Source organism: Pseudoleptotrichia sp. (genome assembly GCF_057270515.1).
On the sequence record NZ_DBHIXS010000002.1, the window covers coordinates 1 to 16234 of the forward strand.

Below are 16234 nucleotides of genomic sequence, written 5' to 3' on the forward strand. Positions count from 1 at the left end.
ATATAAACTATGACGCAAAAATGGAGAAACATAAAGCAGGTAACAATGTATTTACAACAGGATTTAGAGTTAATTTTTAGCGACTCATTTTTCTTTAATGTTTATATGATATAAAAAGTTATAATGAAAAAAACATAAACGGGAGAAAAGATAAATGAAAAAAAAGATATTAATTATAGAAGCTTTTATATTGGGACTAATAATAATATTTTCATTTGGTTCAGGTGCAGGAGGGGGACCGTCAGGGATTATTTATACAGAATTTGCAGGAGAAATGGGATATTTTGACTTTGATACAAAAAAATTTGCAGAAAAAATCTCACGAATGGGAAGTGCTTCTTCAAGATACGACGCTTTTGATATTTCGTGGGACAATAAAAAAATTCTGCTCACAATGGATGTTGACGGAGGTTTGAATTTTGATGAAAGACGTTATTTACTGAGGGAAATAAAAAAAGGCTTTAAAGATTATGACAAAGTCAATTCGGGAGGGAATATATTTGACGGTATTATTGAATGGGAAAGTATATCTAATCTTGATGCTTATATTTCTCCTGATGAAAATTATATTGCAATTTCATCACAGCATTTTTCAGACTTGCCCATAACAATTATAGACACACGAACAGGAAAAATTGTAAGTCAATGGGAAGATGAAAAAGTAAACTTTTTAGAATATGGCAAACCTGTATGGACAGCCGATAATACGCTTTATTTCAGAATAGGAAGTTATCTCTATAAATGCAGTCCTCAAAGCGGATATAAAACAGCGACCAAGATACTTCAATTAAAAGAGGGAGCGTCAAATGTTTCAGTTAATCCTCAAGGAACAAAAATTGTATTTACAGTGAACAGGCATATATGGATGTCGGATATAGACGGAAATAATCTGAAACAGATTACTACGAGTAAGACTGTGGAAGGTTTAAGTTCAGGAGGAGAGGGATTACCGATATTTTCTCCCGACGGTAAATATATAGCTTTTTCGAGTCAAGGAACAACAGGAACTCTTTTGGTAAATGAATTTTTTGACGGTTCTTTTGTATCCGCAGTAGGTGGAAAATTCGGATATCTGACAATTATTCCTGCAAACGGGAAATTATATGATATGGATAAGGGCAACAGTGATGTAATGATTGTAAAAGGCGCTAAAAGTGGAGATAGAATACCATTGACAACAACTCCCGTATGGAGAAATAAGTGATAGGAATAAAAATTTTAAAATTTGAAAATAATTTGATGAGTGTTTATGGGAAACTTTGGCATATCAGGTTCGATATATAATTATAAGTTCAAGGAGATTAGGTATGGATATCAATGCAAATAAAGAGAAAAAAACTGAAAAAAATGAAATAGGGAAATACTTTAAATATCAGAAAGTCTCGGAAATTTTTGGAGAACAGTATTTAATTGCTAATTATGAAAATAAAAAAACATCAAAAAATTGTTTCAAAGGAAAGTTGAGTGTATATCAGATAAATAAAGAATGTAAAGTAAAAATTCTGAAAATAAACGGCAGTTTTGATCAGGAAATCGAAGACACTACAAATTCTTCAGAAACTATAAAAATAATAGGTTCTTTGAGTGGGAAAAAGATATTTTTCCTATACTCCGATATAAATTCTAATACAAGGAAAGAAGAAATAATTCATATTGAAAAAAATAATATTCTAATTTTTAATGAAGACGGAGAAAGAAAATATAAAATAAAAGGAAAAAGCCCTGAAATAATAATTATAGATATTCGCATAGATAAAATAATAAAAAATCTTTCTGAAATTGCAGATAAAAATGAGATACAGAAATGGAAAGAAAAGATTTTGAAAATATTTAATAATCAAAAATTTTATTATTGGGAAAATGATCTGGAAGTAGAAATTTTGATTAGGGAAATAAAAAAAATTACATCAATTATAAATATAAATCAGTATTTGAAAATTAAATCCGAAATTGAGAAACTGATGTTTGTCATTATACAGAAACAGGAAAAACTTTCAGAAAATATATATTTTGAGAGTTCAAAAATGGTAATGGGCATAAAAAAGATATTGAGGCAATATTCTATTGCGGAGCTGCCCACAGTAACGGAGTTATGTAAAATTATGAAAGTTTCAAGGTATGATTTGGAAAACTCTTTTAAAACAGTTGAGAAAATCAATATTGCTAAATATTTGAAAAAGAAAAAAATGGAATATTCCAAATTATTATTAATAAAAACTGATAAAAATATATCCGAAGTTGCAATAGAAACAGGATATGAAAATTCAAGTAAATTTTCCGAAGCATTTAAAAAATATTATGGAATTTTACCAAGTAAATATAGAAAAGAAAATTTGAAATTTTAGTAAAAATTTTTTCAGTAAAGAACTCCAGTATTTATATAGGATATTTATAAAGTTTAAAAAAGATAAATATAAAGGAATAAAAAAATAGCGGGAAAATAACAGGAGGAAATGACTATATGGAAAAAACAATGAATAAAAATAAAATAAGGGAAATATTACTTTTATGTGTACATAATGCAAGTTTCGGAGCAGCTGTTATAACTTTTATACTTATGTTGCTTATAGGATTGGGCTTACTTTATAATAAAAGATTTGAAATAAGCCAATTTGTAATTAATTATGATTTTCAGAAAATATTGGAATATGTAGTATTTTATCCTGTGGCAGAAGAACTTATATTCAGAGTTTTTCTTCTGAAAATTCTTATAAATAAAACAAAATACGGAAATCTGATACAGGCAATATTATTCGGGATTATACATTTGGAGCTTCTTAAATTGCCTTACACCATAATTTCAGGAATAGTATATGGAAATGTGAGAATGAAACCCAATCCTTTCTGGGTATCAATACTGTTACATTCTATCTTTAATTTAATTACTATGATAGTTTATAAACCGTTTATAGTAATAATGGAAAAAATTCTACATTTGGAAAATTTACAGATGATAACTTTAATGATAGCATTTATACCGCCATTGATATTATTTATATGGACTTTGAAAATTCTTAACAGGGAGTTTTATAAAAAAGGACTTTATAAAGCAGTCGTATGATATTATGTAAGGAGTGATTTAAATGAAAAAAATATTATTTTTACTTATTTTGATTATAACAGTTCTGGCTTGTGAAAAAAAAGCGGAAAATGAAATTGTAATCCATACATCTTATGATTATACGGAAAATGACTACAAGATAAATGATCTGCTGTATGAAGGTCTTGTAAAAGAAGATGAAAAAGGAGAACTTATTCCCGCATTGGCTGAAAAATGGGAAGTTAGTCAGGATAAGAAGAAATGGACTTTCCATTTAAGGGATAATCTGAAATATTCTGACGGGAGTCCTATAAAAACAGCTCATTTTATTCCATGGTGGGTTAAAGAAAAATCTGCGGAAAATAATGAATTGAACAGACATATAAAATTTACCGAAATAAACGGAAAAATATTCACAATAGAATTAAAAGATATTAATGAACGGGATAAAGATAATTATTTGTCAACAATCTATAGGACAATCACAATGTCTCCTGACAAGAGAGTTCTAAAAAACGGATATGAGTACGATGAAAATCTTGAAACAGGAGCTTATACTTTAAAAAAAATGAGTATAGATAAAATAATTCTGGAAAAAAATCTTAATTACTGGAACAGTAAAAACGTAAAGGCTCAGACAATAGTTTTTAAATATATCAAAGATTCATCAGTTTCTTTAAAAGAATTTGAAAAAGGAAAAGCGGATATTGTACAAATATCACAAAAAAATATGGAAAAATTTAAAAACAGTTCGGAATTAAACAAAATAGAAACAAAGTGGAAAACTTATCTGACATTTAATGACAGACTTGATATGTTTCAAAATCCTAATGTCAAAAGAGCTGTAATAATGGCTATTAAAAATAAAAAGGATTTTACCGGGATTTATGCACAAAAGTCCTATGTTTCTGAAGATGTTATAAAGGCAGTTCCTCCTGTGATACCTGAATATAATCCTGAAGAAGCTAAAAAACTTCTGGAAAAAGAAATAGGAAATGTAAAAGAATTACCCGTTTTGGAATTTATAAGCTATAATCCTGAAAATAGGGAAAAAGCACTGGAAATCAAAAAAAATCTGGAAAAAAATTTAGGATTAAAAATAAAATTGATTTTTTCTTATAATAAAAAATATGAAAAGAGTTATGCTTTTAAAATGGAAGATGACATCTTTGGAAACCCTTTGTTTGACTATCATTGGATTAGAGGAGAAGGAGAATTGGTGAGAAAATTAGATGGAAAATTATATAAGTCTGAAAAAAATAATGAAAAAATAAAATTAATGACCGAGTTAAGCCAATTATATGCAAAAGAACTTCCGTTTTTGCTTATAAATGATAAAGTATATAGATATTACCTGATTAGCTCCAAAGTAAAAGAAATAAAAATCAAAGCTCCTTATGGAGAATATATTATAAATTAGTCTAAATAGTAAAAATAATTAATATCAATCTGATAGCTTGAAATAAATGAAGATAAGAAAATAAAGATATAAAAATATTTTATTGAATTTTATTGAACGAGGAGGGATTTAAAATGAAAGATAATAAAGATTTGTTAAAGAAAACAGGGATTATTTCTTTATTAATAATCCTGATAATTATGATTTTAAGTGTATTCTGGAAAATATACGGAGCTTCTTTAGGACTTTTGATAATATTGGGATTTCCGTACTATACTTTAGCTGCACTGATAATCCTGATTTTAAATTTTACAGGTTCTTTCGTAATTTTGATGAAAAATAAAACTGTCAAAATATGTCTGTCGTTATTTGAAATAGGATATACAGGAGCGTTACTTTTCTATATATTAAAATATACTAAGGACTATACCGGCGGTTCGGGAGGACTTCTGGATGCCGTGCCGAAAATGGAAGCATTTAGTCAGACTTTCAGAATGTCGGGAATAATAGCGGGAATTTTACTAATAATTTATTATGGATATGTCCTTATAATGTCTATAAAAAGCAAAAAGAATTGTAACGAAAATAACAAAAAATAAGAATAACAAAAAGTGAGAAAGAATTATAATAAAAAAATTATGATAGAGAATAAGAAAGAATCCAAATAAAGGATAAAAGAAAATTATGATTAAATAATATAACTAAATAATAAGAGACAATTGTAAAAGAAAAATAGCAAAGAAAGGTGATATATATGAAAAAAATGTATACAATTTTTATACTGTTATTAGGAGTATTCAATTTATCATGTTCCGAAAGTAAGACAGGAACACATTCTGAGAATAAGACAGGAGAAAATATATTTGATACAATGGCGGACACAATTAGTGGATCTAAATTTGAATATAATGTTGCTGAAAGTACTCCTGATACTTTTAATTTAGTACATCTGTTTCTTCCTGAATCTTACGATGCTCAGCTGCTTAATGATAAACACCCTGAAAATATCAGAAATTATGAAGCTGCTGATATTTTTGACCTTTTATTTGAAGGACTTGTCAGAATTGATGAAAATGGTAAAATAGTACCCGGACTGGCAGAAAAGTGGGAAACAAACAAGGATAAAACCAAGTGGACTTTTCATTTGAGAAAAGGCTTGAAATATTCTGACGGAACCCCTATAAAAGCTGAAGATTTCAAAACTGCATTGTTGAGAATGCTGAATCCTGAAATAATATCTCCAAGTACGGATGTTCTTTTTCTTGTAAAAAACGGCAGAAAATTTTATGAGGGAAAAGTAAAAGCTGAAGATGTAGGAATAAAAATATTGGATAACAATGAGACTATTGAACTGGAACTAATCAAGCCGACAGGATATTTTGATATGTTAATGGCAAAAGTCGAATTTTCGCCTTTAAAGCAGGAATTTTTTGGGAAGTTGGGACAAAAATACGGGAAAGCACCTGAAAATACGTTATACTCAGGACCTTATATAATAAAAAGTATAGGAAAAAGAAAATTATTGTTGGAAAAAAATAAAAATTACTGGAACAGCAATAATATAAAAATGAATAAAGTCAATGTTTATGGCGGTTTATGGGACGGAGACGACCATAAAAGAATTGCTGAAAGTAAAGGAATAGATGCAACTGTTGTATATTCTCAGTTCTTTTCAAGAGCCAAACTGAAAAATGACATGAAAGAAACACAGAGATTATCTACAAGTTCTTCTCATTATTATGTTTTCAATACTAAAGTAAATGTATTGAGTAATCCTAAGGTCAGAAAGGCTATAGATGCTGTAATGGCAGGAGAAACAAGGAAAGAATACGGATTTGTTCCGGAATACATCAGTATTAATGGAAAAAATTTCTCTGCTTTAGCTGCAAAAAATGGAAAAATTGAAAGTGAGAGTTATCATTACAAAAATATAAAAGAATTATTAGATGAGGGATTAAAAGAATTAGGAATAAATAAAATGCCTGTTTTAAATATTGTCATTAAAGAAAATTCCATTGACAGGTTCTCAGAAAATTTAAAAAAATATCTTGGAATAGATGTCAAAGTTACAAGAGTGTCTTATAAGGATTTAATTTTAAAATCAAGAAAAAAAGATTTTGATATTATTGAAAACGAAATTTTGTTAGGATTTAGTGATCCGATACTTTATCTTGAAAGATTTGTATCAGACAGTCCTTATAATTACGGTTCTTATTCTAATTCTGAATATGACAAACTTATAAAAATTGCCTCTGAAACAAAAGATATTAACGTCAAAACAGATGTTTTAGTCAAAGCCGAAAATATATATGAGAAAGAAAATCCGGCAGCAAAAATGGGCTATGGTGAAATTACTCGTGTTATCCTCGAAAGACCGGGAATAAAAGGACTGAAATTAGTTCCTTATGGCGGGATTTTATATTTAAGAAATGTCAATAAAGCTAAATAGCAGTCTGAAAAATAAAAATGTTAGACTACTGCTCTTGAATATTTTAGTTCTTGAGTATGTCTAACATTTTTATTTACAGTTTATCTTTTTTATTATATATGCCATTGGACTTTAAAGATAAAAAATATTAATAGTAAAAAGTAAAAAAAAATATAAATCAGTAATATCTTTGTAAAATCTGATTTTCAGCAGGTAGATAACTCTCAACCTATTGCATTCTCGTAAAAAAAATGATATTATTCTTTAATATACAGTAAAGTATATATGTAGATAAATTATAAGTAGGATAGTAGGAGGGTAAAAATGAAAAAAATTTTATTATTACTGGGAGTAATCGCAGTATTTATTTTAAATTGTGGAAATGAAGGAAAGCAGCAGGAAAACGGAAAAAAAGAAAGTAAGAAAAAATTTAAAATCGGGATTACACAGATTGTAACTCATCCTGCTCTGGACAGTGCAAGACAGGGCTTTAAGGACGCGATTAAAGAAGCAGGATTGGAAGTCCTGTATGATGAAAAAAATGCCAATGGAGAGATAACAACTGCAAATCTGATAGCAAGTAATTTTGTAAATTCAAAAGAGGATTTGATATATTCCATTGCGACGACTACAACTCAGTCAGTTTCTCAGGCCACAGGAGATATACCGATAGTATTTTCGGCGATTACTGATCCGCAGTCGGCAGGGATTATAAAAGAAAATATTACCGGAATAAGCGACAGAGTGGACATTAAGCAACAGTTGGAATTACTATTAAAAATAAACAGTCAAATAAAAAAAGTTGGAGTAATATACAATTCTTCGGAACCTAATTCAAAAGTTCAGGTGGAAGATTTGAAAAAAGCAGCTGAAGAGCTTAGATTGACTGTAGTTGAAAAAAGTGTTTCTCAAATAAGTGAAATTCCTCAAGTAACTGATATGCTTATAAGGGAAAGTGATGCGATATATCTCCCGACTGATAACTTGGTAGCTTCGGTTATAAATCTTATAACTGATAAAGCAAAGGCTTCAAAAAAAATAACTTTTGGGGCGGAAGCGGCTCACGTCAAAGGAGGAGCTTTAATTACCCAAGGGATTGATTACTATGAAATGGGGAAAGAGGCAGGAAGAATAGCAGTAGAAATCTTGAAAAATAACAAAAAACCTTCAGAAATCAAATATAAAACAATGGAATTAGGAGAAATTACGATAAATTCGGAAACATTGAGTGAATTAGGTGTTGTTTTACCTGAAGAGATAAAAAATAAAGCAAAAATGATAAATTAAAAGAAAGTGTGGAGGAATATATGAAAAAGATATTATTATTAATATTAGGCTGTCTAATGATTTTAGCATGCGGAAGCAAGGAAGAAAAAAAAGAAACAAAAACGGATACCAAATCGGAAGGAAAAAGTTATAAAATCGGTATTACTCAGATAGTAACACATCCGTCGCTGGATTTGGTAAAGGACGGATTTAAAAAAGCATTTGAAGAAGCAGGAATAAAAGTTGATTTTGATGAAAAAAATGCCGAAGGTAATATTTCCAATGCTAATTTGATAGCAAACAACTTTAAGAGCGGAAAAATGGACTTGGTTTTCGGTATATCAACACCGTCGGCACAGGCTCTGGCAAATAATATATCGGATATACCTGTAATGTTTTCAGCTGTAACGGACCCTGCAAGTGCAAAAATATTAAATAAAAATGTTACAGGAACAAGTGATAAACTGGATAATGTAGGAGAACAGCTGGAATTGCTTCTAAAACTGAAACCTGAAGTGAAAAAAATTGGAGTTCTATATAACCCGTCAGAACAGAATTCTGTCGTTCAGGTAAAAGAAATTCGGGATAGAGCAAAAGAAAAAAATTTGGAAGTGGAAGTACAGGGAGTTACTTCTCTTAGCGAAATATCTCAGGCTACAAAGATTTTGCTTGAAAAAACTGATGCACTGTATCTTCCGACAGATAATACTGTCGTTTCTGCGATAAAACTGATAACATCCGAAGCCAATAATGCTAAAAAACTCGTAATATCAAGTGAAAAATCATCCGTTGAGCAAGGGGCATTATTCACAATAGGATTGGATTATTTTGAATTGGGAAAAAGAACAGGAGAAATGGCAATAGAGATATTAAAAGGAAAACCTGTTTCCGAAATACCTTTTGAAACATCCAAAAAAGTTACTTTGTATTTGAATGAAAATGCAGCCAAAGCTATAGGGATAGACCTTAAAAACCCTGCATTGGCAAATGCCGAACTGATAAAATAGAAACTGATAAAAAAAGAAAAAGGAAGTTTAGAGAAAATGAATGATTTATTGTTAGTGTTTATACAGAGTATGCCTGATGCTATAAAAACAGGTTTCATATATTCAATTATGGTAATGGGAGTGTACATAACATATAAAATACTTGATTTTCCTGATTTGTCTGTAGACGGGACATTTCCAATGGGAGCGTTTATATTTGCAGCTTTTGCCCTTTCAAAAGACGGATTTTTCGGTATTACCAATCCTGTAATGGGACTTGTAATGGCAACAGCAGGAGGAATGCTTGCAGGATATGTAACAGGTGCATTGCACGTATATCTGAATATTGAAGGGCTGCTGTCGGGTATAATAGTTATGACAGGTCTTTACAGTATAAATTACAGAATCATAGGAGTTTCAAACACTTTTATTTCGCCTGAGAGAAGTATATATGAAATAATTTCTTATGATAAAAGTTTTATATTATTTTCGGTAATTTTTATAATATTGCTTGTATTAAAAGGTTTGTATGACTATAATATAAAAGAAAATAAATATGTTGTGAGGACGATAAGTGTATATGCCGTTCTTGTCATATCCTTAATAATATATGTTTTCTTTTCCAAAGATATCAAACTGATGTTGACAGTATTAATAGTATTTATACTGAAAATGATACTGGACTATATACTTACATCAAAATTTGGTTTTGCCCTTAGAGCTTTAGGGAATAATGAGCAACTTGTTGTCAGTTTGGGAGTAAATGAAAAAAGACTGAAAATATTCGGGCTGATGATTTCAAATGGATTTGTAGCATTGTCGGGAGCATTATATGCCCAGTCGATAAAAGTAGCTGATTTGCAGTTAGGGGTAGGAACTATCGTAATCGGGCTTGCGGCTATAATATTGGGTCTTGGAATTATCAAAAAATCACAGGCAGTGAACGAAATATCAATAGTTGTATTAGGTTCTTTACTCTATTATTCCATAATAAATGTGGCATTGATGTCAAATAACTGGACTAAGAGCATATATGATACATTAAAATTGAGTGATAATATGAAGAGCATACTTGAAATAAAACCTACAGATGTAAAAATATTTACAGCTATAATTCTGACTGTAATATTATGGAATGAAATCGCGTCAAAATTAAGAAAAAGTAAGAAAAAAGCAAAATTAATCGAAAAGGAAAGAGGGATATAAAATGATAGAAATAAAAAATTTATATAAAACCTTCTTTTCCGAATTGGGAACAGAAAAACAGGTGTTTAATAACCTCAATCTAAAAATAGAAGACGGAGATTTTATAACAATTATAGGTAGTAACGGTGCAGGAAAATCGACACTGCTGAATGTGCTGAACGGTCAGGTTATTCCTGACAGCGGAGAAATATTTATGAATGGGGAAAATATAACAAATGTTGAGAAATATAAAAGGTCTCAATGGATTTCCCAAGTATATCAAAATCCTACACAAGGAACTGCTCCCTCCATGACGGTTTTGGAAAACCTGTCAATGGCTAAAAATAAAGGGAAAAAGTTTAATTTTACATTCGGTCTGGATGTAAAAAATTTGGATTTCTATAAAGAACAGCTTAAAAGTATAGGTTTGGGACTGGAAAATCAGATTTTTACTCAGGTAGGACTGCTTTCAGGAGGGCAAAGACAATGTCTGTCACTCATAATGGCGACGTTAAATCATCCCGATATACTGCTGCTGGATGAACATACAGCAGCCCTTGACCCGCAAACTTCCGAAATAATACTGGAAAAAACAAAAGAACTTGTAGAAAAAAATAATATAACAAGTCTGATGATAACTCATAATATGCAGGACGCGATAAATTACGGAAATAGACTTATAATGCTTCATTCAGGAGAAATTATATTTGATATAAAAGAAAAAGAGAAAAAAAATCTTACAGTTGAGAAATTGCTTGAAATGTTTAAAGAAAAAGATGCAAAACTCTCAGATAAAGATGTGTTTTAATGAAAAATATAGATTCAAAAATATTTTGTTTTATTTGTATATTTGTAAAAAAAAGATTTATTTGGGAAAGATATTTGTTAAGTAGATAAGATATTAGTAAGAAATTTATAAAAGAACAGATTTACAATATAAATCTATTTGAAATATAAAATTTTAGTTTAAAGATCAAATAAAGAATACTCATCACATAATAAAAATAGGCTGTCTAATAAGACAGCCTTATTTATTTTTAATTGTCAGAAATATTAGAAAGCACTAAATCCGTTCATTTCCATAAATCTGAACAATAAATCATTGATGATTTTTTCATTTTTATGCTTATCATAAGGTAAAGTAAATTCTCCGTCTCTGTTAGTCCATAATCTGTCATAATAGTCAAGAATATTTTTAGAAATATTTTGGTCATATGCCGATATAATTTTCAGCTCATTTTCGAGATTATAGTTTCTCATATTTCTTCTTGTGAAATTTGTTGAGCCTCCATAAGTAATCATATAATCTTTTTTGAGTATGGACAGCATTTTTACATGATATTTTTCTTCTCCGTTGTTAAAAAATTTTACATTTATTTTGTAATTATGTTTTCGTGCGTATTTCATAAGCTCACCCGCAGAAGCTTTGTTAGGAATTCCTGCTTTTGAGTTACTGAGAACTATTTGGATTTCCGCTCCTCTTTTAGCAGCTTTTTTTAGTCCTTTTATCATTTCTCTGTCTGCGAGAAAAAACTGGGAAACTATTATTTTATCTCCGATACCTGTTTCAGCCAGTTCTTTAGAAATATCAAGGGCTGTCTGTCCTTCAGTAAAATATTGCAGTTTAATTTTACCGTTATTTGAAAAAGGGATATTGCTGAAATCTCTGTCAGGAAGCTGTTGTTTAAGACTTCCGTCAGGTTTGGTAATTTTAGCGACAGACTGTTCGGCAGAATAAATATCTTTCAAAATCGGTGATGAAAATTTAAAAGCGACATTGGAATGTCTTGAACCTTCCGCATGGGGATTTGCCGAAGTCAGCATTGCAGTGTTTTCATTCATAATAAGCTTTCTATGGTCGGCTTTGGCATTTAAAGCCCTTAATATGCTTCTTATAGTTACTTTGTCAGTACCTTCATAAACGGGATTTTTTGTTTTCCCTTTATTTTTAGGATTGCCGAAAGGTCTTATAAACAGTCTCCATATCGTGGAATAAGTAAGCATAGGATCCCTTAATTTTGCCAAATCTACATAACCTATATGAACTCCTGCTTCTTCCAATTTTTTATGGGTTTTATTGTCAAAAGCTCCGTAAAAAGTATTGCTTTCGTCAAGAATAAGATAAATCTCCACGTCAGGGTCTTTTTTTCTTTTTTCCAAAATTTTTTCAGAAAATTCTTCCGCAATGTTTAAGGGATGAAGCTTTTCCCTGACACCTTTGCCAAGAAAATCGTTAAAGACAAAAATATCCATTAAAAAAAATTCTTTTGCATTGTCAAGTATATCATATGCCTGTTCCCATATCTGTCTTTCATATTCAGTTTTTCCGTCTTTCTGATAAGTGAGGTCATAATAAAAGTCTACATTGTCGGTATTATAGATTTCTGATTTTGTAGAAAGTCCTTCAGGTAAGGAAACACAGGATAAAATCAAAAGAGAGATACTAATATTTAAAATAATCAGTCTAAATTTCTGCATAAATTGTCCTTCCGCATAATTTATTTATACGTTAATTATAACAGTTTTATCTGAAATATCAAGTATATAATTTAAAATAGCAATTTTTCTGTAAATTTTATCTGAAAATATAATATAAAGTAAAAAAAACATATAATAAGTAGTCTAATTTTCATAATTTATAGTTTTATTTGAAGCTGAAATACGAAACTAAAAAAGATTGAAACAATTTCTAAAATATGTTATTATTTTGTATATAAAAATATGGGAGATGATTTTAAATGAATGAAGTTATAAAACAACTGCAAAATAGAAGATCAGTGAGAGAATTTACAGGGGAAAAAGTAAAAGATGAAGATTTGAAATTGATATTGGAGACTGCTCAGCGATATTCAAATTGGGCTCATGGACAGCAGACATCATTGATAGTAGTCAGAGATAAAGAAAAAATTAAAAAAATAGCAGAATTATCAGGGGGACAAAAACATATAGAAGCTGCTGATGTGTTTATTTTAATATTGATAGATTTTTATAGAGTAGTATATGCCGTTGAAAGTATAGGAGGAGAAATTTCTATTCCGAAATCAGTAGAAGGATTAATGATAGGTACCGGAGATGCAGGAATAATGGTAAATGCAATACAGACGGCTGCAGAATCATTAGGATACGGAACGACAACTATAGGGGGTGTAAGAGTGAATCCCGATGCGATAGCTGAAATGTTTGATTTACCTGAGTATGTATTTCCTGTTTTCGGAACTACGATAGGAGTTCCGGCAGAAAATAAGCTCAAATCTCTTAAACCGAGAGTTTCTTTTGAAAGTTTTGCATTTGAAGAAAAATATGATAAGAAAAAAGTAAAAGAAGGCGTTGAAAAATTTGAAAAAGACTACAGAAAATGGTGGGATGAAAACGGACTGCCGGAAGTACCGTCTTATAAAGAGACTATGAAAAAATATTATTCAAATTATGTAAAGGAAAATTATCAGAAAACAGAAGAAACACTTAGAAAACAAGGGTTTATTCAGAAATAGACGGAATTATTTTGAATTTCAAAATAATTGAAATAAATTATATATTGTGATATCATACTATGTTATATATAAAAAGATGGGAGATGATTTTAAATGAATGAAGTTATAAAACAATTACAAAATAGAAGATCTGTTAGAGAATTTACAGGGGAAAAAGTAAAAGACGACGATTTGAAATTAATATTGGAAACTGCTCAAAGATGTCCGAATTCGGTTCATGGACAGCAAATATCATTAATAGCTGTAAGGGATAAAGAAACTATAAAAAAACTGGCTGAATTGTCAGGAGGACAGAAACAGGTAGAAACAGCAGATGTATTTGTGCTTATATTAGTTGATTATCATAGGGCAGAATATGCGGCAGAAAGTACAGGAAATAAAATTACCGCACCTGAAACTGTAGACGGACTGATTGTAGGGGCAGTAGATGCCGGCATAATGCTAAGTGCTATACAGACAGCAGCAGAATCGTTAGGTTACGGAACAACTGCAATAGGAGGAATAAGATTAAATCCTGAAAAAGTATGCGAGTTATTTGATTTACCTAAGTATGTATTTCCTATCTTAGGAACAACAATAGGAGTACCTGCTGAAAATAAATTGAAATCTCCAAAACCGAGAGTTCCTTTTGAAAGTTTTTCTTTTGAAGAAAAATACGATAAGAAAAAAGTGGAACAAGGTGTAGAAGAATTTGAAGTAGAATATAGAAAATGGTGGGATGAAAACGGACTACCTCAAATGCCTTCCTACAAACAAAGTATAGTAAATTATTACGGAGAGTCAAGACTTGAAAAAGTAAAAGATACTTTGAAAACACAGGGCTTTGAACTCGAAAAATAGAAAGATGTTTTATAAAGTATACTTTTTCTATTTTGTATTTTTGGTATGATTATAATAAGATAAATAATTGAAAACTATCATAGTGAAATTTTGATGTTATCTAATTTTAGACTAAACCAATTAAAATATCTACAGAAGAAATTCAAAATAAAATTCAATGTTATTTATTATCAAAATGATTATAAAATAATAAAATACCCGATATTGTCAATATTATTAATTTTTATTGATAAATCGGGTATTTTTTTAAAAATAGTATTTGAAAATAATGAAAAATGTTATATAATGAACATACAGAGGATAATTTGAAGTAGGAGGAATATACTTGGAAACTTTAAGAGAGTTTTATAAAATCGGGAACGGACCTTCGAGCAGTCATACAATGGGTCCTGAAAGAGCTGCTTCATTATTTAAAAAAAGAGTGGAAAAAAAATATGGAAAAAATTTGAGATATAAAGCCGAACTTTATGGAAGTTTGGCAGCTACGGGAAAAGGGCATTTGACAGATTATATTATAAAAGAAACTTTGCAAAATGCTGAAAAGGATAATATAGAAGTAAAATTTATGCCTGAAATAGTACCTGAATTTCATACAAACGGAGTGAGATTTTTTGTCTATAAAAGTGAAGATAAAAATTTTGAAAATCCTATGGAACAGGCATTATTTTTTTCAGTAGGTGGAGGAAGCATAGTCGAGGCAAAGGACGGAGAAGATTTAAATAAAAATGCCAATGTGGAGCATATATATCCTCAAAAAAATTTTGATGAAATAATAAAATATTGTGAAAAAGAAAATATAGATTTGTCTGAATATGTGGAAAGATACGAAGGGGTGGAAATCTGGGATTATCTGAAAAATATTTGGAAAACTATGGACGAGGCTATTTACAGAGGATTGAATACCGAAGGGCTGTTACATGGAAAATTAAAACTGGAAAGAAAAGCAAAGATGTTTTATGAAAAATATTTGAAATCTCCTTTCAAAGATATAAAAGGAAGAGTTTATTCTTACGCACTGGCAGCTTCCGAAGAAAATGCGAGTGCGGGAAAAGTCGTAACGGCGCCTACTTGTGGGGCTTCAGGATTAATTCCCGCCGTACTGAAAACTTTTCAGCAGGAAAATAATTTGAGCGAAGAACAGATTTTAAAAGCATTGGCAGTTGCCGGAATAATAGGAAATGTCTATAAGCAGAATGCTTCGATCTCAGGTGCCGAAGTAGGCTGTCAGGGAGAAGTCGGGGTGGCGTGTTCAATGGGAGCAGGAATGGCGACTTATATAATGGGAGGAAACATTAAGGAAATAGAATATGCCGCTGAAATCGGCATGGAACATTGTCTGGGAATGACTTGCGACCCTATGCTCGGATATGTTCAAATCCCGTGTATCGAAAGAAATGCGATATATGCTGCAAAAGCTATGGATTGCGCCCAGTACAGCCTGATGTCTGGAGGGGAAAATCACCTGATTACCCTTGATGAAGTTGTGGAAACAATGTTGCAGACAGGGAAAGATTTACATTCTAATTATAAAGAGACGTCCCTTGCAGGACTTGCAAAATTGAAAAAAGCAAAACTTGCTTTGGAAGAGATAGAGTAGAT

14 protein-coding genes are annotated in these 16234 nt (G+C 30.4%); 13 read left to right on the forward strand and 1 reads right to left on the reverse strand.

Annotated features, from left to right (window positions below):
* Positions 1-154: 154 nt before the first annotated feature.
* The 10 genes from ACO5J6_RS01795 (at position 155) to ACO5J6_RS01840 (ending at position 11112) form a co-directional block, all read left to right on the forward strand.
* Positions 155-1204 carry a hypothetical protein gene (locus ACO5J6_RS01795; protein ID WP_485641661.1) on the forward strand — a complete coding sequence of 350 codons (1050 nt, stop codon included), beginning with the start codon at positions 155-157 and terminating at the stop codon, positions 1202-1204.
* A 103-nt stretch (positions 1205-1307) separates the two neighbouring features.
* Positions 1308-2345 (forward strand): helix-turn-helix domain-containing protein, encoded by a 1038-nt coding sequence (locus ACO5J6_RS01800; RefSeq protein WP_485641663.1) that lies wholly within the window; start codon positions 1308-1310, stop codon positions 2343-2345.
* Positions 2346-2461: 116 nt separating this feature from the next.
* On the forward strand, positions 2462-3061 hold the full coding sequence (locus tag ACO5J6_RS01805) for a CPBP family intramembrane glutamic endopeptidase (protein WP_485641665.1): 600 nt from the start codon (positions 2462-2464) through the stop codon (positions 3059-3061).
* Between the two features lie 22 nt (positions 3062-3083).
* Positions 3084-4460, forward strand: a complete 1377-nt coding sequence (locus ACO5J6_RS01810) for a peptide ABC transporter substrate-binding protein (RefSeq protein WP_485641667.1) — start codon at positions 3084-3086, stop codon at positions 4458-4460.
* A 113-nt stretch (positions 4461-4573) separates the two neighbouring features.
* Positions 4574-5038 (forward strand): hypothetical protein, encoded by a 465-nt coding sequence (locus tag ACO5J6_RS01815; RefSeq protein ID WP_485641668.1) that lies wholly within the window; start codon positions 4574-4576, stop codon positions 5036-5038.
* Between the two features lie 155 nt (positions 5039-5193).
* The gene (locus ACO5J6_RS01820) at positions 5194-6888 is read left to right on the forward strand and encodes a peptide ABC transporter substrate-binding protein (protein ID WP_485641669.1); all 1695 of its coding nucleotides are present in this window, start codon (positions 5194-5196) and stop codon (positions 6886-6888) included.
* 303 nt (positions 6889-7191) lie between these two features.
* Positions 7192-8154, forward strand: coding sequence for an ABC transporter substrate-binding protein (locus tag ACO5J6_RS01825; protein WP_485641670.1), 963 nt, complete (start codon positions 7192-7194; stop codon positions 8152-8154).
* Between the two features lie 20 nt (positions 8155-8174).
* Entirely contained in the window at positions 8175-9140 is a 966-nt protein-coding gene (locus ACO5J6_RS01830; RefSeq protein ID WP_485641671.1) for an ABC transporter substrate-binding protein, read from the forward strand.
* Between the two features lie 36 nt (positions 9141-9176).
* Positions 9177-10325, forward strand: coding sequence for an ABC transporter permease (locus ACO5J6_RS01835; protein ID WP_485641672.1), 1149 nt, complete (start codon positions 9177-9179; stop codon positions 10323-10325).
* A gap of 1 nt (position 10326) precedes the next feature.
* A complete protein-coding gene (locus ACO5J6_RS01840) occupies positions 10327-11112 on the forward strand; it encodes an ABC transporter ATP-binding protein (protein ID WP_485641674.1) in 786 nt (261 codons plus the stop codon).
* A gap of 245 nt (positions 11113-11357) precedes the next feature.
* On the opposite strand, the gene ACO5J6_RS01845 is transcribed toward ACO5J6_RS01840, so the two are convergent.
* On the reverse strand, positions 11358-12782 hold the full coding sequence (locus ACO5J6_RS01845) for a phospholipase D-like domain-containing protein (protein ID WP_485641676.1): 1425 nt from the start codon (positions 12780-12782) through the stop codon (positions 11358-11360).
* A 260-nt stretch (positions 12783-13042) separates the two neighbouring features.
* On the opposite strand from ACO5J6_RS01845, the gene ACO5J6_RS01850 reads away from it, so the two are divergent.
* The 3 genes from ACO5J6_RS01850 to ACO5J6_RS01860 all read left to right on the forward strand — a co-directional run bounded on the left by ACO5J6_RS01850 (position 13043) and on the right by ACO5J6_RS01860 (position 16232).
* Positions 13043-13795 carry a nitroreductase family protein gene (locus ACO5J6_RS01850; protein ID WP_485641678.1) on the forward strand — a complete coding sequence of 251 codons (753 nt, stop codon included), beginning with the start codon at positions 13043-13045 and terminating at the stop codon, positions 13793-13795.
* 93 nt (positions 13796-13888) lie between these two features.
* A complete protein-coding gene (locus tag ACO5J6_RS01855) occupies positions 13889-14635 on the forward strand; it encodes a nitroreductase family protein (RefSeq protein ID WP_485641680.1) in 747 nt (248 codons plus the stop codon).
* A 325-nt stretch (positions 14636-14960) separates the two neighbouring features.
* Complete coding sequence (locus ACO5J6_RS01860; RefSeq protein ID WP_485641682.1) at positions 14961-16232, forward strand: L-serine ammonia-lyase; 1272 nt, start codon at positions 14961-14963, stop codon at positions 16230-16232.
* The last annotated feature ends 2 nt before the right edge of the window (positions 16233-16234 follow it).